20 protein-coding genes and 1 tRNA gene are annotated in these 20,719 nt (G+C 70.5%); 16 read left to right on the top strand and 5 right to left on the bottom strand.

Translation table 11 applies throughout. The features are described 5' to 3' along the window. Positions 1 to 8 precede the first annotated feature (8 nt). Positions 9 to 2,678 (bottom strand): phosphoenolpyruvate carboxylase, encoded by a 2,670-nt coding sequence (locus N3K63_RS09810; RefSeq protein ID WP_261579958.1) that lies wholly within the window; start codon positions 2,676 to 2,678, stop codon positions 9 to 11. Between the two features lie 119 nt (positions 2,679 to 2,797). Between N3K63_RS09810 and nhaA the strand changes: the two genes are divergently transcribed. The 16 genes from nhaA to N3K63_RS09735 all read left to right on the top strand — a co-directional run bounded on the left by nhaA (position 2,798) and on the right by N3K63_RS09735 (position 16,095). Further along, the gene (nhaA, locus tag N3K63_RS09805) at positions 2,798 to 3,964 is read left to right on the top strand and encodes a Na+/H+ antiporter NhaA (protein WP_261579957.1); all 1,167 of its coding nucleotides are present in this window, start codon (positions 2,798 to 2,800) and stop codon (positions 3,962 to 3,964) included. Further along, positions 3,913 to 4,611 carry a MazG nucleotide pyrophosphohydrolase domain-containing protein gene (locus tag N3K63_RS09800; RefSeq protein ID WP_261579956.1) on the top strand — a complete coding sequence of 233 codons (699 nt, stop codon included), beginning with the start codon at positions 3,913 to 3,915 and terminating at the stop codon, positions 4,609 to 4,611. The genes nhaA and N3K63_RS09800 overlap by 52 nt, the downstream gene beginning before the upstream one ends. An 86-nt stretch (positions 4,612 to 4,697) precedes the next feature. Next, positions 4,698 to 5,954 carry a histidine--tRNA ligase gene (gene hisS / locus N3K63_RS09795; RefSeq protein WP_261580089.1) on the top strand — a complete coding sequence of 419 codons (1,257 nt, stop codon included), beginning with the start codon at positions 4,698 to 4,700 and terminating at the stop codon, positions 5,952 to 5,954. A gap of 52 nt (positions 5,955 to 6,006) precedes the next feature. Beyond that, positions 6,007 to 6,816, top strand: a complete 810-nt coding sequence (locus tag N3K63_RS09790; RefSeq protein ID WP_390895147.1) for an SGNH/GDSL hydrolase family protein — start codon at positions 6,007 to 6,009, stop codon at positions 6,814 to 6,816. A gap of 145 nt (positions 6,817 to 6,961) precedes the next feature. Continuing rightward, the gene (locus N3K63_RS09785) at positions 6,962 to 7,402 is read left to right on the top strand and encodes a YdeI/OmpD-associated family protein (protein WP_261579955.1); all 441 of its coding nucleotides are present in this window, start codon (positions 6,962 to 6,964) and stop codon (positions 7,400 to 7,402) included. Then, positions 7,399 to 8,067 (top strand): O-methyltransferase, encoded by a 669-nt coding sequence (locus tag N3K63_RS09780; RefSeq protein ID WP_261579954.1) that lies wholly within the window; start codon positions 7,399 to 7,401, stop codon positions 8,065 to 8,067. Before N3K63_RS09785 ends, N3K63_RS09780 begins: the two co-directional genes overlap by 4 nt. A gap of 112 nt (positions 8,068 to 8,179) precedes the next feature. Further along, the gene (gene eno, locus N3K63_RS09775; RefSeq protein ID WP_261579953.1) at positions 8,180 to 9,460 is read left to right on the top strand and encodes a phosphopyruvate hydratase; all 1,281 of its coding nucleotides are present in this window, start codon (positions 8,180 to 8,182) and stop codon (positions 9,458 to 9,460) included. Positions 9,461 to 9,492: 32 nt separating this feature from the next. Continuing rightward, positions 9,493 to 9,987: an FtsB family cell division protein gene (locus tag N3K63_RS09770; protein WP_261579952.1), complete on the top strand. Its 495-nt coding sequence runs from the start codon at positions 9,493 to 9,495 to the stop codon at positions 9,985 to 9,987. A 91-nt stretch (positions 9,988 to 10,078) separates the two neighbouring features. Further along, positions 10,079 to 10,549 (top strand): DUF501 domain-containing protein, encoded by a 471-nt coding sequence (locus N3K63_RS09765; protein WP_261580087.1) that lies wholly within the window; start codon positions 10,079 to 10,081, stop codon positions 10,547 to 10,549. Then, entirely contained in the window at positions 10,546 to 11,859 is a 1,314-nt protein-coding gene (locus tag N3K63_RS09760) for a S8 family serine peptidase (RefSeq protein ID WP_261579951.1), read from the top strand. Before N3K63_RS09765 ends, N3K63_RS09760 begins: the two co-directional genes overlap by 4 nt. A 46-nt stretch (positions 11,860 to 11,905) precedes the next feature. After that, complete coding sequence (locus N3K63_RS09755; RefSeq protein ID WP_261580086.1) at positions 11,906 to 13,381, top strand: NAD(P)/FAD-dependent oxidoreductase; 1,476 nt, start codon at positions 11,906 to 11,908, stop codon at positions 13,379 to 13,381. 88 nt (positions 13,382 to 13,469) lie between these two features. Then, positions 13,470 to 13,542, top strand: a tRNA-Leu gene (locus N3K63_RS09750). Positions 13,543 to 13,748: 206 nt separating this feature from the next. Next, positions 13,749 to 13,958 (top strand): helix-turn-helix transcriptional regulator, encoded by a 210-nt coding sequence (locus N3K63_RS15225; protein ID WP_390895146.1) that lies wholly within the window; start codon positions 13,749 to 13,751, stop codon positions 13,956 to 13,958. After that, the gene (locus tag N3K63_RS09745) at positions 13,955 to 14,641 is read left to right on the top strand and encodes a hypothetical protein (RefSeq protein WP_261579950.1); all 687 of its coding nucleotides are present in this window, start codon (positions 13,955 to 13,957) and stop codon (positions 14,639 to 14,641) included. The genes N3K63_RS15225 and N3K63_RS09745 overlap by 4 nt, the downstream gene beginning before the upstream one ends. A gap of 62 nt (positions 14,642 to 14,703) precedes the next feature. Next, positions 14,704 to 14,940 carry a hypothetical protein gene (locus N3K63_RS09740; RefSeq protein ID WP_261579949.1) on the top strand — a complete coding sequence of 79 codons (237 nt, stop codon included), beginning with the start codon at positions 14,704 to 14,706 and terminating at the stop codon, positions 14,938 to 14,940. A 570-nt stretch (positions 14,941 to 15,510) separates the two neighbouring features. Then, a complete protein-coding gene (locus N3K63_RS09735; protein WP_261579948.1) occupies positions 15,511 to 16,095 on the top strand; it encodes a PASTA domain-containing protein in 585 nt (194 codons plus the stop codon). Between the two features lie 405 nt (positions 16,096 to 16,500). Here N3K63_RS09735 and N3K63_RS09730 read toward each other — a convergent pair whose 3' ends face one another. From N3K63_RS09730 to N3K63_RS09715, 4 genes are all read right to left on the bottom strand, one after another. Continuing rightward, complete coding sequence (locus N3K63_RS09730) at positions 16,501 to 16,818, bottom strand: hypothetical protein (RefSeq protein WP_261579947.1); 318 nt, start codon at positions 16,816 to 16,818, stop codon at positions 16,501 to 16,503. 357 nt (positions 16,819 to 17,175) lie between these two features. Further along, positions 17,176 to 17,955 (bottom strand): hypothetical protein, encoded by a 780-nt coding sequence (locus tag N3K63_RS09725; RefSeq protein ID WP_261579946.1) that lies wholly within the window; start codon positions 17,953 to 17,955, stop codon positions 17,176 to 17,178. Continuing rightward, a complete protein-coding gene (locus tag N3K63_RS09720; protein ID WP_261579945.1) occupies positions 17,952 to 18,176 on the bottom strand; it encodes a hypothetical protein in 225 nt (74 codons plus the stop codon). The genes N3K63_RS09725 and N3K63_RS09720 overlap by 4 nt, the downstream gene beginning before the upstream one ends. 1,185 nt (positions 18,177 to 19,361) lie before the next feature. Next, the gene (locus tag N3K63_RS09715) at positions 19,362 to 20,693 is read right to left on the bottom strand and encodes an HNH endonuclease signature motif containing protein (RefSeq protein WP_261579944.1); all 1,332 of its coding nucleotides are present in this window, start codon (positions 20,691 to 20,693) and stop codon (positions 19,362 to 19,364) included. Between the last annotated feature and the right edge of the window lie 26 nt (positions 20,694 to 20,719).

Below are 20,719 nucleotides of genomic sequence, written 5' to 3'. Positions count from 1 at the left end.
GATGCCGATCAGCCGGTGTTCTGCAGACCGGCGGCGACGCCCGACACACTCAGCAGCAGCAGTCGCTGCCAGCCGGTGAGGTCGTCGCCCTCGTCGGCGGTGCGCAGCGCCCGCAGCGCGCGCAGCTGCAGCAGCGACAGGGCGTCGACGTACGGGTCGCGCATCTTGACCGCGCGCTGGAGCACCGGCTTGTTGGACAGCAGCTCCTCGCCGCCGGTGATGCGCACCACCCACTCGCGGGTGAGCATCAGCTCGTCCATGACGAGCGCGGCCAGGTCGTCGCGGTCGCCCAGGTCGAGGTAGCGCCGTGCGATGCGGGGGTCGGCCTTGGCCAGGCTCATGCCGACGTTGTCGATCACGGTGCGCAGCAGCGGCCACTGCTCGTAGGCGCTGCGGAGCAGGTCGACGTCGCCGACGGCATCCAGAGCGCTGCCCAGTCCGAACCAGCCGGCGAGGTTGATGCGCGCCTGCGACCACGCGAACACCCACGGGATGGCGCGGAGGTCTTCGAGCGACTCCACCGACAGGCCGCGGCGCGCGGGGCGCGAGCCGAGGGCCAGCAGGCCGATCTCCTCCATCGGGGTGACCGTCGCGAACCAGGCGGCGAAGCCGGGGGCCTTCACGAGCGAGAAGAAGCGCTCGCGGCTGGCGGAGTCCATCGTGGCGGCGACATCGGCGTAGCGGTCGGCCGCGGCGCGGTTGCGCTTCTCGATCGACGGCGCCGAGGCCAGCAGCACGGCGGCGGCGACCTGGTCGATGTGGCGCATCGCGATGGCGGGATCGCCGTAGCGGGCGAAGATCACCTCGCCCTGCTCGGTGAGCTTGAAGCGGCCGTCGACCGAGTGCGGCGGCTGGGCGAGGATGGCCGAGTTGGCCGGTCCGCCGCCGCGCCCGAGGGCGCCGCCGCGGCCGTGGAAGAGGGTGAGCTCGATGCCCGACTCCTGCGCCCAGGCGGCGATGAGCGCCTGCGCCTCGTAGAGGGCGAGGTTGGCGGCGACCGGTCCGACGTCCTTCGAGGAGTCGGAGTAGCCGAGCATGACCTCCAGGCGGCGGTCGGTCTCGGCCAGGCGCTGCGCGAAGGCGGGGTGGTCGACGATCTCGGCCATGATCGCCGGGGCCGCCTGCAGGTCGGCGAACGTCTCGAACAGCGGGATGACGTCGAGCACCGGCAGGGTGCCGCCGGCGCCGACGGCGTGCCGGGCGAGGGTGTGCACGGCGGCGAGGTCGCCGGCCGACTGCGTGAACGAGACGATGTAGCGCCCCGCGGCGCGCGGGCCGTAGCGCTTCTGGATCTGCGCGATGGTGCGGAAGACCTCGAGCACCTCTTCGGCCTGCGTGCTGAGCGGCTCGCCGGACGCGATCTCGTCGAGCACCTTCGCGTGCACCGCGGAGTGCTGTCGCACCTCGAGCTCGGCGAGGTGGAACCCGAAGGTCTCGACCTGCCAGATGAGCTGCTGCAGGTGGCCGTAGGCCTGGCGCGCGGCGCCGGCCTCGGCCAGCGAGGTCTGCACGGTGCGCAGGTCGGCCAGCAGATGCTCGGGGTCGAGGTAGGCCAGGTCGGCGTCGCGCTTGCGGGTCGCCGAGACGCGTCGGGCGATGAGCAGCAGCGCGTGCTTGTGCGGCTCGCCGGCGGCGCGCTTGGCGGCATCGGCGGCGCCGTCCTCGTCGGCGGCGGCCAGGCGCACGATGAGGGCGCGCGTGTGCTCGTTGGGCGGGGTGGTCTCGCCCGAGAGGGTGAGGCCGCGGGCGATGCGCTCGGCCGAGTGCTCGAGCCCCAGCAGGATGTGCTCGGCGCCGATGGCGGCGGCCTTCTTGGTGATCGACGCGGTCACGAACGGGTTGCCGTCGCGGTCGCCGCCGACCCAGGTGCCCAGGCGCACGAAGGGCTTGACGACGGGGGCGCGGCCGCCGGCGGCGGGGCCCTGGAGTGCGTCGTCGACCCGGCGGTACACGTGGGGCACGGCGGTGTAGAGCGTCTCGTCGAAGACGGCCATGATGGCGCGCACCTCGTCGACGGGGGTGGGCTTCTCGGCGCGCAGCGGCGCGGTGCGCCACAGCGTGTCGATCTCCTCGATCATGCGGCGCTCGGCGCGGCGTTCGTCGGCGCCGCCGCGCAGGGCCTCGTCGTGCTCGGAGAGCAGGCGCGCCAGGCGACGGATGCTCGATGACACGGCCCGGCGCCGTGCCTCGGTGGGGTGGGCGGTGAACACCGGGTGGAAGCGCATCGCCTGCAGGCGCGCCAGGGCGGTGTCGTCTCCCACCTCGGCGGCCAGGCTCACGAAGGCGGCGGCCACCGAATCGGTGACGTCCTCCTTCTCGGGGCGCCCGTCGCGCTCGCGCAGCACGCGCACGCGCTGGTACTCCTCGGCGAGGTTCACGAGGTGGAAGTACACGGTGAAGGCGCGGGCGACCTCGTCGGCGCGCTGCACCGAGAACGACTCGGCGATCTGCTCGGCGCGCTCGAAGGCCTCGACCGACTCGAACGTGTAGGCGGCGATGGTGGCCTGGCGCAGCCGCTCGACGTCGTCGTACAGGCCGGGGGAGCCGCTCTCGCGCAGCACGCGGCCCAGCAGCGAGCCGAGCAGGCGCACATCGGCGCGCATCCGCTCGGGCAGCTCCTGCTCGGCCTCGCCGCGACCGACGAGGTCGATCGCCTCGGTGGGGGTCATTTCACGCATCCCTCCACGCTACCGGCCCGTTGTTACCGCTTCGTCACGCGGTAACACGCGGTAAGGTGAGCCCCGGTGAGCCGGGAAGTCTGGTCGGCAGTCCTGTGCCGTGTACCCGAAAGGCGCACATGAAGCTGCTCCGCTCCGACCGTTTCCCCGCTTTCGTGCTGCTGGCCGCCGCCGCCGCGGGGCTGATCGTCGCCAACTCCGCCCTCGGCCCGCAGGCCGCCGACCTGCAGCACACCGTCGTGGGCGTGCCGGGCCTGATCGAACTGTCGGTCGGTCACTGGATCAAGGACGGCCTGCTGGCGGTGTTCTTCTTCGTCGTCGCCGTCGAGCTGCAGTTCGAGCTCACCAACGGCGAACTGAACTCGCCGCGCAAGGCCCTGCAGCCGGCGATCGCCGCCGCCGGCGGTGTGCTCGTGCCGATCGCGGTGTACCTGGTCGTCACCGGCGGGTCGGATGCCGCGTCGGGCTGGCCCATCCCCACCGCCACCGACATCGCCTTCGCGCTGGGCGTGCTGGCCGTCTTCGGCCGCGGCCTGCCGTCGGGGCTGCGCATCTTCCTGCTCGCGCTGGCGATCCTCGACGACATCGTGGGCATCGTGCTGATCGCGGTGCTGTTCACCGACGACGTGCAACTGGGGATGCTGGGAGTCGCGCTGGTCTGCCTCATCGTCTTCCGTTTCCTCACCGGCCTGCTCGACACGCGGGGCCGCCCCGTGGTCGTGGGCCTGCTGATCGTCGTGGCCGCCGCCACCTGGTTCTTCGTGCACGAGTCGGGGGTGCACGCGACGATCGCCGGTGTCGCCCTCGGACTCGTGATGCCGCAGAGCCCGGCCCTGCGCACCCGACACGCGCTGGAACCGTGGGTGAACGGGCTCGTGCTGCCGCTGTTCGCGTTCTCGGCGGCCCTCGTGGTGATCCCGCAGGTGGGCGCCGGCGAACTCTCGCCCGCGTTCTGGGGTGTGCTGGTCGCCCTCCCGCTGGGGAAGATCGTCGGCATCACCGTCGCGGGGTGGATCTCGCAGCGGGTCGGTCCGCGCGGCGCCGCCCCCGCGCTGGCGCTCGGCGACCTGCTCGCCGCCGGGGCGCTGGGGGGCATCGGATTCACCGTCTCGCTGCTGCTCAGCGAGCTCGCCTTCGACGGCGCGCCCGGCATCCGCGACCAGGCGACCCTCGGCGTGCTCGCCGGATCGGTCGTCGCGCTCGTGCTGTCGGGGATTCTCGTATCGTGGCGGGCATGGCATCACCGGCGCCTCGCGGCGACGACCGCGGCGAACACCCCGACCTGACCGATCCGCTGCGCGCGGCGGCCGAGACGATGCGCGCGGTGCGGGAGCGCTGCGTGTGGTCGCAGCAGATCGACCATGCCGCCCTGGTGCCCTACCTGGTGGAGGAGTCGGCCGAGCTGATCGACGCCGTCGAGGTGGGCTCCCGGGCCGACCTGCGCGAAGAGCTCGGCGACCTGCTGTGGCAGGTGCTCTTCCACGCCGAGATCGCCGCGGGCGACCCCGACGACCCGTTCGACATCGACGACGTGGCATCCGCCCTGGTCGAGAAGATGGTGCGCCGGCATCCGCACGTGTTCGCGGGCGCCGTCGCCCGCACGCCCGCCGAGGTGCTGGTGCACTGGAACGCGGCCAAGGCGGCAGAGAAGCGCACCCGCACGAGCGTGCTCGACGGCGTCTCGCCGCACATGCCCTCCCTCGCCCTCGCGCAGAAGCTGCTCTCGCGCGCCGCGCAGGTGCCCGCCCTTCCGCCGGTGTCGCCGACGGCCGCCGGCGAGCTCGCCTCGGAGGAGGACCTCGGCGACGCGCTGCTGGCGCTGGTGGCCACCGCCCGGGCGCAGGGCTGGGACGCCGAGCGGGCGCTGCGCGGACGGTTGCGCACGCTCGAGGGCGACGTGCGGGATGCCGAGGGGCGCGCCGCCGGACGGTGACGCCCGCCGGGGAGAGGCGGCGGCCACGACCGGGGAGGCGGACCTGGAACAATGGTGCGGTGCCCACCGTGAACCCGCCGCGCGGCATGCGCGACTTCCTCCCCGCCGACAAGGCCCGCCGCGAGCGTGTGCTCGCCGTCATCCGCGAGCGCTACCGGGCGCACGGGTTCGACGAGATCGAGACCCCCGTCGTCGAGGACTACGACCGGCTGCACGCCGGCATCGGCGGCGACAACGAGAAGCTGGCCTTCGCGGTGCTCAAGCGCGGTCTCGACGCCGACGGCATCCGCGCCGCCGCCGAGACCCCGGCAGACCTGTCCGACCTCGGCCTGCGCTACGACCTCACCGTGCCGCTGGCGCGCTTCTACGCCAGCCACCGCGCCGAGCTGCCCACCGTGTTCCGTTCGATCCAGATCGCACCGGTGTGGCGGGCGGAGCGTCCGCAGAAGGGGCGCTACCGCCAGTTCGTGCAGTGCGACATCGACATCATCGGCGACGCCACCGCCCGCGCCGAGGCCGAGCTGGTGGTCGCCAGCCTCGACACCCTCGACGCGCTGGGGCTGGAGGGCGGCTCGATCCGCATCAACGACCGCCGTGTGCTCGACGGCATGCTCGACGCGTTCGGGTTCACCGCAGACGAGCGCCCCGGGGTGCTCATCACCATCGACAAGCTCGACAAGGTCGGACCCGACGGCGTCGTCGCCGAACTCACCGCCCGGGGGGCCAGTGCCCCCGCCGTCGCCGCGTTCGAGGCGTTCCTGCGTCGCCCGCAGACCCGCGAGTACCTGCCGTTCGGCGACGCGCAGATCCGCAAGGCGCTGCCCGAGGGCATCGACCCCGAGCTCATCGCCCACCTCGTCGGCATCGGCGACGCGGTGGCCGCCGCCCGCGGCGGGGGAGAGGTGCCGCTGGTGTTCGACCCCTTCCTGGTGCGCGGCATGGGGTACTACACCGGCACGATCTTCGAGCTGGCCCACCCGAGCGTCGACTACTCGCTCGGCGGCGGCGGCCGCTACGACGGCATGATCGGCCGCTTCCTGGGTCAGCAGGTGCCCGCCGTCGGCTTCTCGATCGGCTTCGAGCGCATCGTCGACCTCGTCGCCGCCCACGAGGATGCCGGGGCGACGGCGATCGTGCTCGTGCACGACCGCGACGTGCCGGTCGCGGAGCTTGTCGCCGTGAAGACCGCGCTCATCGCCGGTGGGGCGCGGGTGCGGCTGGAGCAGCGCACCAAGAACCTCAAGGCGCTGCTCGAGCGCGCCGGTGCCGACGGCTACACGGCGTTCGCGCTCCTGTCGGCCGGGACGCCCGCCGATGCGCTGGAGATCAAGCCGCTGGGCTGAGACCGGCGCCCGGATTCACCCGCCGTTCACGCGGGCCGTGTGCGATCGAGGGGTGGGCACGACGACACGCGGCCCCGTGCGCTCGCGCCGGGGCCTGCTGACGGCCACCGCGGCGCTCGCCGCGGCCGGCGGGGCCGTCGCGCTGTCGGGCGCGGCGCTGCGCCACCAGGCGCGCATCGCCCGGCGCCGCATCGGCAAGCCGCTGGGCGAGGAGGCGCTGGTCGCCGACCGGGTGTGGCGTCCCCGGCTCTCCGGTGAGCCGATCGACCTGCTGGTGCTGGGCGACTCGATCGCTGCGGGCCTGGGCGCGGCGCACCGCAAAGAGACCCTCGGTGCGCGTGTGGCCAAAGGTCTCGCCCGCCGACTCGGACGGCCCGTGAGGCTGCGGACGGCGGCGGTGGTGGGCTCGGAGACCTCGGCGCTGGCCGGGCAGCTCGACGCTCTGCCCCGCGACTACGCGCCCGAGCTCGCGGTCATCGTCGTCGGCGGCAACGACGTCACCCACCGCATCCCTCCCGCGCGCTCGGCGGCACAGCTGGCCGACGCCATCGCACGGCTGCGGCGGGGCGGGGCGGCGGTGGTGGTGGGGACCTGCCCCGACCTCGGGGCCCTCCGCGCCGTGCCGCAGCCCCTGCGCGCCCTGGTCTCGCGGCTGTCGCGGCGGCTGGCCGCCGTGCAGACCGAGGTCGCCCTGGCCCACGGGGCCCACCCGGTGTCGCTGCGGCGCACGGTGGGCCCGTTCTTCCTGGCCCAGCCCGACGAGATGTTCTCGATCGACCGGTTCCACCCCAGCGCGGTGGGCTATCGGCGCACCGCCGAGGCCCTGGTGCCGGCGGCGCTCACCGCGCTCGCCGCCCGGTGAGCGGGGGGCGTCAGAGCGCGGCGCCGCTGACCCGGCGCTTCTCGCGGATGTAGACCTCGCGGCGCACGCGGGCCACGTTTGTCCGGTATCGCCAACGCGCCCGAGGGGGGTGCGCCCACCCCGCCGCCCACGGCATGATCGGGGCATGAGCCTGCAACTGCGCACGGAGCTGACACCGTTCGGGCCCGCCGCGGCCATCGAACTCACCGACGACGAGGTCGCCGAGCTGGGCGGGGGCAAGCGCGCCGCCGTCACCGTCACGATCGGCGATCGCCGCGCGCGGCTGCGCCTGGGCGTCATGGACGGGCGCAACGTGATCGGCCTGTCGAAGGCCGCACGCGCAGAGCTCGGAGTCGATGTCGGCGACACCGTGGACGTCGAAGTCGCTCTCGACACCGCCGAGCGTGTCGTGGAGGTGCCCGAAGACCTCGCCGCCGCCCTCGCGGCGGAGCCGGGGCTGCGCGCGGCCTTCGACGCCCTCCCGCCCTCGCAGCGCAAAGAGCGCGCGCGCTCGGTCGCCGAGGCCAAGCGCGCCGAGACGCGGGAGCGACGCATCCGGGCGATCGTCGAGGGGGTGCGCTCGTGAGCGATCCGACGCCCGACGGCTGGCGCGCACTCGATCGCTACTTCACCGACACCCTCGTGGGCGCCGAGCCCGGACTCGACCAGGCCGTGCGCGACCAGGCCGACGCCGGGATGCCCGCCATCGAGGTCGCGCCGGTCAACGGCAAGTTCCTGCACCTGCTGGCCCGCATCGCCGGTGCGCGCCGAGTGCTCGAGATCGGCACGCTCGGCGGCTACTCGACCATCTGGCTCGCCCGCGCGCTGCCGGAGGGCGGCCGTGTGGTCACGATCGAGGCCGAGCCCGCCAACGCGGCCGTCGCCCGCGCCAGCATCGACCGCGCCGGCGTGGGGGCCCTCGTCGACATCCGCGTGGGCCGGGGCGAGCACGTGCTGCCGACCCTGGCGGGGGAGGAGCCGTTCGACCTCGTCTTCATCGACGCCGACAAGGAGTCGGGCGCGCTCTACCTCGACTGGGCGGCCCGACTCGGACACCCCGGCACCGTGGTCGTCGTCGACAACGTGGGTCGCGCCGGCCGCGTGGCAGACCCGGGCGACACCTCCGCGCAGGTGGAGGGGACCCGTCGGGCCCTGGAGCTGCTGGCATCCGACCCCCGCTTCGAGGCGACTGCGCTGCAGACGCTGGATGCCAAGGGGTGGGACGGCATCGCCGTGGCGCTCGTGGTCTGACGGGGCTGTTTGATCTGGTCACGACCCTGCGGGCGGGAGGGCCCGGTCACTATGCTCGAAGACGGACCGACGATGTTCCCTGAACCAACCTCCACCAAGCAAGGAGTCCCCAGTGGCACTTATCGAGGCAGTAGGCGCACGCGAGATCCTCGACTCGCGCGGCAACCCGACCGTCGAGGTGGAGGTGCTGCTCGACGACGGCATCGTCCAGCGAGCAGCAGTCCCCTCCGGCGCATCGACCGGCGCGTTCGAGGCATACGAACTGCGTGACGGCGACAAGTCGCGCTACAGCGGCAAGGGCGTGCTGAAGGCCGTCGACGCCGTCATCGACGAGCTCGGCCCCGCCATCGAGGGCATCGACCCGGGCGAGCAGCGTCTCATCGACGACATCCTCATCTCCACCGACGGCACCGACAACAAGTCGCGCTGCGGTGCCAACGCCATCCTCGGCGTCTCGCTGGCCGTGGCCAAGGCCGCCGCCGACGCGGCCGACCTGCCGCTGTTCCGCTACCTCGGCGGACCCAACGCGCACGTGCTGCCCGTGCCGCTGTTCAACGTGATCAACGGTGGCGAGCACGCCGACAACGGCATCGACTTCCAGGAGTTCTTCCTCGCGCCGCTGGGTGCCGAGTCGTTCTCCGAGTCGCTGCGCTGGGGCACCGAGGTGTACCACGTGCTCAAGGGCGAGCTGAAGGCCGCGGGCTACGCCACCGGCCTCGGCGACGAGGGCGGCTTCGCCCCCGACCTGCCCAGCAACCGCGAGGGCCTCGACTTCCTCGTCAAGGCGATCGAGAAGGCCGGCTTCACCCCCGGCAAGGACGTCGCCGTGGGCCTGGACGTCGCCGCGACCGAGTTCTTCAAGGACGGCGTGTACACCGTCGAGGGCAAGCCGTGGTCGGCCGAGCAGCTCACCGACTACTTCGCGAACCTCGTCAACGACTTCCCGATCGTCACCATCGAGGACGCCCTCGCCGAGGACGACTGGGACGCGTGGAAGGCCCTCACCGACAAGATCGGCAAGAAGGTGCAGCTGGTCGGCGACGACCTGTTCGTCACCAACCCCGCCCGCCTGGCCAAGGGCATCGAGCTCGGCGTCGCCAACTCGCTGCTGGTCAAGGTGAACCAGATCGGCACGCTGTCCGAGACCCTCGACGCCGTCGAGCTCGCGCACCGCTCGGGCTACACCACGATGTTCTCGCACCGCTCCGGCGAGACCGAGGACACGACCATCGCCGACCTCGTCGTCGCGGTCAACTCGGGCCAGATCAAGAGCGGCGCGCCCGCTCGCAGCGAGCGTGTCGCGAAGTACAATCAGCTTCTGCGCATCGAAGAAGAGCTCGGTGACGCGGCGGAATTCATCGGTCGCAAGGCCTTCCCCCGCTACCAGGGCTGACGGCGCACCGACGCCTGACAGGAAGGGGACCCGTGCCGAGATCGACGGGTCCCCTTTCCCGTTCCACCGCGCCCCGTCGCGAGGCCCGTGAGGCGCGCGTCGACGTGCGCGACTGGGTCGGCGGACTGCGCTTCACCGCGTTCACCGGCATCATGCTCGGCCTGGTGGTGCTGGCCGCCTTCGTGCTGGTGCCCACCTTCGGCACCTACCTGGGGCAGCGCCAGCAGATCGCCGCGCTCGAGCAGTCGGTGGCCGTCAGCACCGACGACGTCGCCCGCCTCGAGGCGCAGCGCGACCGCTGGGCCGACCCCGCCTACGTCACCTCGCAGGCCCGTGAGCGGCTGTACTACGTGCGCCCCGGCGAGGTGGTCTACCTCGTCGACGACGACCTGCCCGCCTCGGCCGTGCCGCCCGAGCAGACGGCGGTCAGCGACGAGGTCGAAGAGACCCGCAACGACTGGATGTCGCAGTTCGTGCGCTCGCTCACCGCAGCGGGCCTGGCCCGCACCGCCACCGACGGCGGCTGACCGGCTCCAGCAGTCCGCCAGGCGTGCCCGGTACCCTGGTGTGGTGTCCACGGTCAGCCTCACCCCCGCCACCGACGACGACCTCGCCGTCATGCGCGACCAGCTCGGTCGCCCCATGCGCGGTGTCATCGGCATCGCCGCGCGCTGCGTGTGCGGCAACCCGACGGTCGTGGCCACCGAGCCGCGGCTGCCCGACGGCACCCCGTTCCCGACGTTCTACTACCTGACCCACCCCGGGGCCACCGCCGCCATGTCGGCGCTCGAGGCCGGTCACGTGATGCCGGAGCTGGCGGCCCTCCTCGACGAAGACGACGACATCGCCGCCGCCTACCAGGCGGCCCACCGCAGCTACCTCGCCGACCGCGCCGTCTACGGGCAGGTCGACGAGATCGACGGCGTCTCGGCCGGGGGCATGCCCACCCGCGTCAAGTGCCTGCACGCGCTGGCCGGCCACGCCCTGGCCGCCGGTCCCGGCGTGAACCCCATCGGCGACCTCGCCCTGGCCCGCGGCACCTGGTCGCCCGAGCGCTGCACGTGCGCGCAGCCGCGGGAGAGCGTATGAGGCGGGCGGGTGCCCGCGTCTCGGCCATCGTCGCCGGCGTGACGGTGCTGCTCGTCACGGCGCTGTCGGCGCCGGCGGCGGTCGCCGCGCCGGTCGACGTCGTCCCGCACGAGGTCACCCCGCCCGACCCGGCGCGCGCCGCCGAGTACTGGCTCGACGACTACGGGGTGCGCACCGCGTGGCAGACCACCCGCGGAGCCGGCGCCACCATCGCCGTCATCGACACCGGCATCGCCCGCGGGCCGGTCGAGTTCAACGGCGCCGTCGTGGGCGGCAAGGACTTCTCCGGCACCGGGTCTTCCGACGGCCGCAAGCCCGTCGGCGCGGTGGACTCCAACCACGGCAGCTGGGTGGCATCCCTCGCCGCCTCGCGCGGCACCGGCGCCGACACCGGCATGATCGGCGTCGCGCCCGAGGCGAGCCTGCTGTCGGCGTCGATCGGGTTCGGCGCCGCGGCATCCGTGCCGTTCGTCGAGCAGGTGGCGCAGGCCATGCGCTGGGCGGTCGACAACGGCGCCGACGTCATCAACCTGTCGTTCACCACCAACACGCTCACATGGGACTCCAGCTGGGACGACGCGTTCCTCTACGCCTACCAGCACGACGTCGTGGTGGTCGTCGCCGCCGGCAACAAGGGGAGTGGCACCGACGAGGTGGGAGCTCCCGCCACCATCCCCGGCGTGCTCACCGTCGCCGGCGTCGACCGCAGCGGGCAGGCCAGCGTCGAGGCGTCGACGCAGGGCATCACCATCGGCGTCAGCGCGCCCAGCGAAGAGCTGCTCGGCGTGTCGGCCGACGGCCAGCTGGTGATCTGGGAGGGAACCAGCGGTGCCGCGCCGCTCGTGGCGGGCATCGCCGCCCTCGTGCGCTCGGCCCATCCCGAGCTGGATGCCGCGAACGTCATCAACCGCATCATCCGCACCGCCCGGCCGGCGCCCGGCCAGACGGCGGTGCCGGGGCCGCTCTACGGCTACGGACTGATCGATGCCGCGGCGGCCGTGAACGGCTCGGTGTCGAGCGTGTCGGCCAATCCGATGGGAAGCCTGGAGGACTGGGTGCGGCTCTACCGCCGGGCCCAGGCGCCGTCGGCTCCGCAGCCGACCGCGACGCCCGTGGTCATCCCGCAGCTGCCCGACGCGGCACCGCCCACCAAGCCGCAGTCGCCCCTGCTGCCGACCCGCGACACCCTTATCTACGGAACGGTGCCGCTCGTGGGCGGCACGGTGGCGGCTATAATGATTGCGCTCGGCGTCACCGCAGCTGCCCGGCGTATCAGATCGACGCGCGCACCCCGCGCGTCGAGTCGTTGAATCAAGGAGCTCCTCCCCTGTGACTGACACCGCGACCGGCACGGCCGTGCCCAAGATCCTCATCGTCGGCGGTGGCTACGCCGGTTTCTACACCGCCTGGAAGCTCGAGAAGCACCTGCGCAAGGGCGAGGCCGAGGTCACGATCGTCGACCCGCTGCCCTACATGACCTACCAGCCGTTCCTGCCCGAGGTCGCCGCCGGTGAGATCGAAGCGCGCCACGCGATCGTGGGTCTGCGTCGCCACCTCAAGCGCACCAAGGTCGTCACCGCCAAGGTCACCGGCATCGACCACGCCTCGCGCACCGCGACGATCACCCCCACCGACGGCGGCCCGTGGCAGGAGAGCTACGACCAGATCGTCGTCACCGCCGGCGCCGTCTCCCGCACCTTCCCGATCCCCGGCATCGCCGAGAACGCGATCGGACTGAAGACCATCGAAGAGGCCGTCGCCATCCGCGACCGCATCCTCACCAACTTCGACCGCGCCGCCAACCTGCCGGCCGGCCCCGAGCGCGACCGCCTGCTGACGGTCGTCGTCGTCGGCGGTGGCTTCGCCGGCATCGAGGTGTTCGCCGAGATGCGCGCGATGGCCTCGTCGCTGCTGAAGGACTACCCGCAGCTCACCTTCGACGACACCCACTTCCACCTCATCGAGGCGATGGGGCGCATCATGCCCGAGGTGTCGCTGAAGACGAGCGAGTGGGTGCTGAAGAGCCTCGCCAAGCGCGGTGCCTACGTGCACCTCGACACGCAGGTCAAGGGCGCCGTCGACGGCAACGTCGAGCTGTCGACGGGGGAGACCATCCCCACCGACCTCATCGTGTGGACCGCCGGTGTCATGGCCAACCCCACCGTGGTGCGCGGCAGCGACCTGCCCGTCGAAGAGCGCGGCCGCATCCGCACCCGCCCCGACCTGCGCGTCGGCTCGGCCGAAGAGGTCGTCGAGGGCGCCTGGGCCGCCGGTGACGTGTCGGCCGTTCCCGACCTGACCGGTGCCGGTGTCGGCGGGTACTGCGTGCCCAACGCCCAGCACGCCGTGCGTCAGGCCAAGCTGCTCGCGAAGAACCTCGTCGCCGTGCTGCGCGACGAGCTGCCCCGCGAGTACGTGCACCACAACCTCGGTGCGGTGGCCGGTCTCGGCCTCTACAACGGTGTCTTCCAGTCGGGCAAGATCGCGCTCAAGGGCTTCGTCGCCTGGGTCGCGCACCGCGGCTACCACGGCCTGGCGATGCCGTCGTGGGAGCGCAAGTGGCGCGTGATCGGCGACTGGTGGCACAACTTCTGGCTGAGCCGCGACAACGTGTCGCTGCAGGCGGTGCAGAACCCGCGCTACGTCTTCGAGGAGTTCGCCGCGCGTCCGCGTCCGGCAGCCCCCGAGGCGGCGCCCGCCGCGCCGGCGATCGACCCGAAGTCGGTGGCCGCCGAGAAGGCCGGCAAGAGCGCCGACACGACGACGGCTCCGGATGCCGGTGCTCCGGCGCCCGCCGAGAAGGCCCGCGCCGCGGCGGCGACCGAGGCCTGACGACTGCATCGCGAACCCCCATCCGTTTGCCCGGGTGGGGGTTCGTGCGTTCCCGGCTGCGCCCGTGCGCGGGTTAGCCTGGGCGCACGCCCCCGTAGCCCAATGGCAGAGGCAGGCGACTTAAAATCGCTTCAGTGTGGGTTCGAGTCCCACCGGGGGTACACAATCATGCGGTTTTCCAGCCCGTAGTCCCTTAGCGAGTGCCGCGTTTGACAGCGGTGTGACAGTGGTGCGGCCCAAAAGCGCTCATCCCTGGCGCTTTTCGCCAACGCGCGCTCCGGTTGGTGACGAATCGGTAGCGGCAACGCGACAGTTGGCCTCGGCTTACGGCCGGGACAATGTTCCGAGGCCGGTGCATAGGGCCTCCATGACCCGCACTAATTCATCGCCGCTCACAGTCGGACTCCTCACTCCCGCCGTCGTCGCTGTCTACCTCGATGTCTCCGCACGCACACTGGAGGGTTGGCGCGCCCGCGGCATCGGCCCGGGCTACGTACGGCTCACCGCCACCAAGGGCGTCCGGTATCGGATGGATGACATCGTGGCCTGGATGCGCACCCGTGAGAACGCTCGATGAGCGTCCGCATCGCACCGGGCGAGCTGGGCACCATCACTCTGCGGATGCGCGGCGAAAGATGGACTGCGCAGGCGAACGGTCGGGACCTCGCCGGGTTTAAGCGCACCGTCTACGCGACGGGCGACACTGAGAAGGAGGCCAAGAAGGCTTTGCGACGAGAGTGGAAGGCGACCACCGTTGCCTCGGGGCACTCGCTCACGAAGCACTCCACGATAAGGGATGCGGCAGCCGTCTGGCTCAGCGAGTCGACAGTCTCCGAGGCGAGTCTCGCGGGGTACCGCAACCGTGCGCTCAATGTTACGGACGGGCGTGGTGAGCGCGACGGCCGCGCCGTCATCAATCGCGAGGGCGGTGTCGGCGCGATGCCACTCAAGAAGGTGACTTTGGGCTGGGTGCGTCGGGAAGTCCTCCGCACGCGTCAAGAGCACGGCAACGCGGCGGCTACCGAGACGCACGCGACGCTTCGGGCGATTCTCCGGACCGCCGCCATCCATGAGGCCATCCCGACCAACCCCGCGACGGGTGCGATTTCGGCAAGGGACCTGCCACGCTCGAGAGACGTGCACGCGCTCACAGCAGATGGGTTTCGTGCGGTCTGGGCAGCCCTCGAGGTCTGGGGCGACGACAGCCCGCGGTTCCGGGCTGACAAGGCACGCCTGCTCTATCTACTCAAGCCGACCTGAAGACCACCGAAGCGGAGGACGACGGCACCGTCCTTGCTGACCTGCCCGACCCGAACGTCGGCATGCTCACGCGCATCTTCGAAGCGCATCGCCCGGAAGGGATGACCGCCCTCGTCTCCCAAGTCGTCGCCGAAGTGGACGCCCTCGTGAAGCAGGCCGTGCACCCGAACTGGACGTCGAAGGATGCGTCCAAGAAGGAGATCCGCCGGCAGCTTCGCCAACTGTTCCGCAGGTACAAGCTGCCACTCACCGGTGAACCACTCGACTCGGCCTGGGCCTATATCTTGAGGCACTACTGATAATTGACGGTGGTGAGGTCGGAGTCTTGTGGGTCAGCCCCGAGGTATCGGTGCCTTTGACGAGGGGGAGATGACGTCAGAAGTCCGGTTTGGCATTACACGACGGCCGATGGACTCCGCGGAATCTTCCATTGAGATGTGCCTCCGGTGAGGCGGACCTGCTTACAGTCTGACGTGGGTACGGAGCTGAGTTTCCCTATGGCATCGAGCTCGACGACACTGGTTCGCTGCTCCCGGCAAAGCAGCGTCCTGCTAGCAATCATCCATGTTCCGCCAGCGAGCTGGGCCCCGAGTACGAAGAAGTAGAGGGGCGGATTCTTCGAGAGGAGATCGACCCCGATCGTATTCGTTTCGAGATAGGTGGATTTGGGTAGGTGCAGTCGAAAGCTATGCAAACGGCGCGACGGCGGTGGTGCGCTACAGGGTCCGCGTCGCGTTAGACCTCCAGGCTCCATGTGGATTGTCCATTCTCATCGCGTGGAGACATTCCCGAGGTGCGCTTGCGCCGGGCGACGACTGGCTCAGCGGCGCGCTCGTCTTCAAAACGAGGTTGCTAACGCCGGGCGCCATATGCTGAACCAGATTGACCTGGGGAGGTTCGGATTGAAGATGTTCCGTGCTGTGCAGACCGCAGCCTTTGCCGGCGTGATGGTGCTCGCGTTGAGCGCGTGCGGTTCGGGGGAGCCGTCCGCCATGCCAGATGTTGTCGGCAAGCAGCTGGATGTCGCGAAGAGCGACATCGAGCGCGCCGGGTTCGGGGGCGACGTTGAGGTCGTCGGCGGCGGCCTGTTCGGTGTCGTCAACGACTCCAATTGGATGGTCTGCGAGCAGGAGCCCGCTGCCGGCAAGGATGTGGCGAACCCACGCCTAGTCGTCGACCGCGAGTGCGGCGGCGATGAGCCCACCGACGACGCAACGCCGTCGCCGACACCTTCCGAGTCGGCGCCGACCGACACCGCCAGCGTCACGGACGCGACGGTTGATGACCTGCTGAACCGGCTGAACTCCGCTGACCTGGGTGGGATCCAGATCGGGGAGCGGTTCCGATTCACAGGCGAGCTCATTGGAAGCCAGTACTGGATGACCACGGTGACCGGCGACTACGCGGTCAACCTCTCGGCTCTGGCGGCGCGAACGACCTTCAGGTGTACCTAGCCGATCAGGCGGACGCTGCCGGATGGACCGACGGCACCCGAGTGCAGATGGTTGTCGAGAACGTTAAGAAGACGATCAATGGCGACACGAGCGGCGGCTTCCTGCAGTTGGTGTCCGCAACGGTCGTTCAGTAAGTGCGGACCGGGGCCCTTATCGATCATGAGTGGCATCGCGAAGTCACTTACGCCAGTCGGCTTACAAAAGCAACGACCATAGAGCCACGATCTCCGACGAAGTTCTCGGCGACGGCGCCCGGGCTCGGTCGCCGTGGATGATGTCCTCATGGGAACCGCGGCGGCGCGTTCATCTGCCCTGGATGCGGGCTGGGGAGCCCGTTCGAGAATGCGGCGCGCCCGAACTAGGCGGTTAATAAACCGAGCGTAGGCGAGTGAGGGCGTCGCAGACTCAGTCGCGGCGTTCTACGGCGTGGCGGACGAATAAGGGCTGTGCGATCGACGCCGGGATGCTGGTCGGCCCCAACGCGGGGCGGACGACCGCGGTCGACCAAGTGTGAAGGACCCAGCCGACGGACTCGATCGCTTCGAGCGCCTCGACCCAGACTGTGTTGTTCATGACACTCCCGCCACCCATGTCGGGGAGACCGGGATTAACCATTGATGGTGCGAAGTAGCGGTCTCCGGCGTCCCAGCGCTCCTGCGCTTGCATCGAGTACCGTTCTTTTCGCTTCCGCGCCTTCACGTCTGCCGAGTCGAAAACTCCCATGCCGAGGACACTATCCAGCGGCTGCGTGCGGATTACGCATGTCGGCGGCGTGGCGTAGCGTCGGCATCCTCAGGCCGGAGGAAGGAACCCGGCCCCGCATGACTTCTCCTACGTGGCACCCCTTCCTGTCCGCCGTCGAGGCGCCGCCTGGAACCTGGACTCTGACGGCTCAGTACGAGTCGACGCCCTACGCGGTCGTGACAATTGTCCGCACCTCGGACGGGATCCGGTACCGGACCGAGGTGCGCGGCGAGGTGATCGGCTACGGCTTGACCCTCGCCCTCGCCCTCCACCGCGCGCACGGCGGCTGGCTACGGAGTCTCGGTCCAGGGGGCGCGGCGGTCGCGTCGTGGGGTGCTACCGGGCCGGACGTGGGCCGAGGGTAGTTCCGTCGGCGCGGACAACTTCCGTTGAAACCCCTAGTCGATTCGCGATCTTCCGGAGCTGGGTCGAGTGGTGAGGTTTGGCGCGGGCGGTTTCGTCGGCGTTGACGGCGAGGAACAGCATGGCGGCGGCGATCCCGAGATAGGCGTCTCTCGGTTCGATCACCGCGTCGGGCTTGAACGCGATTCCGAGTTCGTGTTCGGTCGTTTCGACGAAGTAGGCGTCGGCGATCCCAAGACCGGCGTGGGACTCCGTCGAGAGGGCGCGATACGTGAGGTAGAGGCCTGGACCGTCGGCGAGTGCCAGACATGTCGACCGGAAGTTTCCGCCGGGCACGTCCTCCAACTCGGCGAGGGCGGCGACCGAACTGTCGAGGGCCTCCGTCGCGTCGACTCCGTAGGCGATCAGCTCGGTCTGAGCGACCTTCCGTTGGGCGACTCCTCGCTTCACGAGAGAGTCACCGGAACCGGGGGTGAGGAGAAGCCAGGCGGCGGTAACCCCCATCTCGAAGATCGCGCGGACGGTCGGGACCAAAGCAAATTGGGCGTCGCCCGCGTCCAGGACAAGAAGGGCCCGCGCGAGCTGCACGGCGTTGTGCGCGTGGGTATGGACGCCGATCGCGCGACGAAGATCAAGGTCGGGCCTGAAGGGTGCGCCGGAGGTGCCGACGGCGCGATCCCAGAGACGGTCGAGGTCCGCGATCGCCTTCCGTACCGTGTCGATTCCGGCGGGCGGCGGGAGAGCGCCGGTCACGCGCCCGGATATCCCGGGAGCGGGATCGTCGATTCGTGGAAACCGACGAACGCGTAGACGGGGCGTCCGGTGTTCAGCGTCGCCCCTTCAAGGTGGAACGTCTCCGCTTTGAATGGGCTGTGCCATACGTATGCGGGCGTCCCCTCGGCGACGACCTCCACGTCGGTCTCCGTGACGCCGGTAGGACTGTTGAGAAGGGTCACGGTCATGCGTTCGTTCATCCTCCGAGTGTGTCGGATCGTCAAGTGCGAATCACGCGCCACGCCAACCGTCGGCGCGGACTAGACGGTGAAGCCTCGGCGCTGGAGTCCCGCGTCGATCAGGCGTTTCGCGGTGCGCCTCCAGGACTACGACTAGGGGGCGCCGCTGGACCCATTCTGAGGCTGCTATGGGCGAGCGTTGTAACCGTGCTTCGCGATGTGGTCTCCGATGAGGTGTGGGCAGTAATCGACCCTATGTTCCCGCCGGTGGCTACGGGACAACCTCCGGTGGATCGGCGGCGGCGCGCTGCGGTCACACTTGCCTTGGTCCGCGGGCGAGTCGCCTATGCCTTGTCGTTGCCGAGCTCGACGGGCTGTCACACTCCACACTTGGCTTCGGGAACGCCTAAGCCTCGTCCGCGCGATCGCAGGTGCTCGCAGGCGACTACGGGCGGTTGACCTCCGGCCAGAACTCATCCGGGTCAATACCCTCAGCGACCAGCGCCTCGGTCGCGGCCTCACCGCGGAGGATGGCTCCGTATGTCTCGCTGGTTGTACGGTCGCGCCAGGCGATATGTAGTCCATCGGGATCCTGATGACGCTGAATGGTTTCGTCGTTTGAGTCACGCCGTGTCACTACCATGTCGAGATGCTAACCGCGCCAGTTGGTGCCTTTCGGGGGCGATGCGCTAATTGAGAACGTCGCGCGCAGTGCTGTCGCGTCGTGCATCGAGCTCGGCGAGCGATTCACCTTTTCTGTCCAGCGTTATCGTCCGGATCCCCGCGGGCCAGTCCCCACCGAACTGACTCGATCAGATCCCCATAGAACAGTCGCTCGACCGGCCGACTTGGTCAGGTGCCCGAGGCAGGCCCGGTGAGCACGCCGCGCCTGTGACTGCGACGACACATGCCTTCCGAAAGCGAGTCGGCCTCAAGCTACGATCTGGGCGTGTTCACAAGCGTCGTTGACAGCGGCATGACAGCAGTGCGCGCCTTCGTACCCTCCGCCGGACGCATTGACAGCATTCTGACAGCGGGGCAAGCCGGCGGCTCACGGGCTAATGAGTAGCGGTAAAGACCCGGTCAGGGTTAAATGGGCACCGCTTACGCAGGGTTCGCCAGATCTGATTCAAATTCGCTTCAGTGTGGGTTCGAGTCCCACCGGGGGTACGGCTGAGCCGTTCGTCGGCGCTCTCCACCGGCGCTCTACGCGGTGAGCGTGTACCTGCGTCGCCCGCCGGGGCGCGGGGTCTGCGCGCGGTCTATCCAGGGTGGCGGGATGAACCACACCATGGCGTCGACTCCGACGCCGTCTATGCGGATCTGCCAGCCGTCGTCGTGGATGCGGTGGTGGCATGCCGTGCACAGCAGGATGCCGTTGGAGAGGTCGGTTGGGCCGCCGCGGCTCCACCAGTCGATGTGGTGCACCTCGGTCCAGGCGACCGGGGCCGCGCAGCACGCGCACCCGCCGTCGCGCATGGCCAGGGCGAGCTTCTGCGCCCGGGTGTAGCCCCGCTTGTCGCGCCCCCAGTCGAGGATCTCGCTGTCGCCGCCCATCACCCAGGGGATCACCTGCAGGTCGCACGCGAGCCGCCGCGCGGCTGCGGCGGGCAGCGGCTGGTCGATGCCGTCGATGACGGCGGCGCCGGTGCCGGTCTGCAGCTCGTCGAGGGTCATCCGCACGATGACGGTCGTCGAGGGGCCGGTCGGCAGCTCATCGCATCCGATCGCGTGCCGGCAGATCGCGGCCAGGGCGTCGGCGCGCATCTGACGTGGGGTGCGCTGGTCGCGGGTGGCGTCGTCGGCCTCGTGGTTGGCGCGGAGGGCGTGGGTGACCATCGCGTCGATGACGGTCTTGATGGGAGCGCCGGTCTCGATGTCGAGTTCTCCCGTGATGCGCAGCCGCCCGTCGCGCTCGTGGATCTCGAGCGAACGCTCTGCCCGTGCCTGCTCGTGCCGCGGCTCGAGTCCGTCGGGGTCGAGCGTGGCCTCGGCCCGGGCGAGCAGCCGGGCGAGCTCGTCGGCGCGCAGCCCGGGCGCCATCGCGACGAGCTGGCGCTCGGCCGCCTGCAGCCGCCCGATCTCGACGCGCAGGGCGATGCGGTCGAGCATGCTGACGATGCCCGAGGCGGCCGTGACGCTGAGGGTGCCCGCCCGCGTCGCGGCGGCGACGTGCGGGTGCTTGGCCGGCAGCTTCTCTCCCGTGAGCGACAGGCGGGGCGCCGTCGCCTCGCCGACCTGCACGAGCTTCACCGCATCGCCGACGCTCGACCCGGTGGTGGCTTGGATGAGTGCCACAGGGGAGCGAAAGCCCTGCTTCTTGGCGAGGGAGTCCTTGCCGAGCTCGACGCGCGACTGCCGCGCGATCTCGGCGGCCACCGGGGCGAACGCGGCCTCGACATGGCGCTTGAGGGCGCCGAACGCCTGGTTCACCGCGATCAGCTCACCAGGCGACAGCGCCTCCGGCGCCCGCCGCCCACCGGCCGCCGCGAGCGCGTCGAGCGCTGTCGCGATGCCGCTGAGCAGGTTCTCGTCCATGCCAGAAGACTAGAACATACCTACGA

This window comes from Microbacterium festucae (assembly GCF_025421715.1).
In the GTDB taxonomy this organism is placed as follows: domain Bacteria; phylum Actinomycetota; class Actinomycetes; order Actinomycetales; family Microbacteriaceae; genus Microbacterium; species Microbacterium festucae.
The sequence above is the reverse complement of the archived record's forward strand: the minus strand, read 5'-3'. Positions and strand labels throughout refer to the sequence as shown.